General features: G+C 36.5%; 2 protein-coding genes. Both read right to left on the reverse strand.

Going from position 1 to position 1549, the window contains the following annotated elements:
• Nucleotides 1–901: SDR family oxidoreductase (locus GQR46_RS19485; protein ID WP_165742195.1), on the reverse strand; the 901-nt coding region annotated here is incomplete at its 3' end.
• On the reverse strand, nucleotides 898–1549 hold a 652-nt coding region (locus tag GQR46_RS19490), incomplete at its 5' end, for a glycosyltransferase family 4 protein (RefSeq protein ID WP_165742197.1). The genes GQR46_RS19490 and GQR46_RS19485, both read right to left, overlap by 4 nt.

The following is a 1549-nucleotide window of genomic DNA, read 5'->3' on the forward strand; positions in this document are numbered from 1 at the left end:
CATGTTCAACAGAATATGGTGGAGTCCAATCAAGTGTTTTTTTTGTTTGAGTAATATCTAATTGAAGAGAACCAGTCAATCTATCAATTACATCACCTTTATTAAGTAATTTACCGGCTAATTTAAAACACCAAACAGGGACTGGAAGAGCTAAGTTTTTTTTACCTTGTACCTTAGCCATCAATGCAACCATTTCAGCGGTTGATAAGTCATGGTCATCGCTAGCTAAAAAAACTTGGTTCGCCGCTTTGGGGTGTTCAATGCATACTTTAATTAAATCAATTAAGTTATAAACTGACACTAAACTACGCTTATTATTTTTTATGCCTCTAAATGGTAGCGGAAAACCATTACCGACAAAGCGCATTAATGAGGAAAAGTTTGCTTTTACCCCTTTACCATATACAAGTGGTGGGCGAATAATTACAATCTCCATGCCTGTATTTTTACCCAGGGCTAATAGCTGCTCCTCAGCCTCTGCTTTAGAGATCCCATAAGGATCTTCAGGAGCTGGATAATCATTTTCAGTAAACGGAGATTTATCAGTCGTGCTTTCTCCATTGACCTTTATAGAACTTATAAATATAAAACGCCTAACGCCTGATAATGCAGCTTGTCGCGCCAAGTTTAAAGTCCCTTGTGTATTAACGGCTCTAAATTCAGCAATAGGATCTGATGATTCCTCGTTCATAACATGAACGCGCGCAGCTATATGCACAAGTGTATCAACTTTATTAAATGCACTAATTAAATTTAAATGCTCACTCGAAGATAAATCTAATTCACAAAACTTATAATTGGATTGAGGTTTCACTCTTCCAATCAATAAACACTTTTCAACTGGTAGTTTTTTTAGTAACTGTTGGCCTACAAAGCCATTATATCCCGTTATTGCAATCATTGAACTTTACCAATTAAATTAACATAAATATCTAAGTGCTTACTTACAACGCTATCTACATCAAACTCAGCTTCAGCAAAAGCCCTTGCTTTATTGCCCATAGAAACTCTTAACTCAGGTTCACTTATAAGTTTTTGAATAGCAATTGCCAGCGCTCTAGCATCACGAATAGGAACTGTGAGCCCAGTCTCACCTTCAATAACAGCGTCCCTGCAACCAGGGTTATCGGTTGTTACAATAGATCTTCCACAAGCAGCAGCTTCAATAAGTACTTTTGGTACACCTTCACCATAAAACGAAGGCAAACAAACAATATTTGCATCAGCAAATACAGCCGGTATATCACTTCTGTGACCTAGATAAGTAATCAAATTTTTGTTTACCCAAGAGTCAATCTCAATTTGCTTTACTGTATTTGGGTTTTCTAAATCAGGCGTGCCTACGAGTAAAAACTCAGTATTAGGGTATTGCTCTTTAACGATTCTGGCAGCTTCTATATACTGATACACGCCTTTTTCTTTAAGTAAGCGACATGCCATAACTATTTTTACATTGTTAGTGATCTTTTCAGGAGAATAATTATAAACAGAAAGATCAGCGCCAGAACCTTTAATTAAGACCTTGTCAAATTCTTTTAATTTCGCAACA

Origin of the sequence: Pseudoalteromonas sp. Z1A6 (assembly GCF_011378745.1) — a bacterium.
Taxonomy (GTDB): Bacteria; Pseudomonadota; Gammaproteobacteria; order Enterobacterales; family Alteromonadaceae; genus Pseudoalteromonas; species Pseudoalteromonas arctica.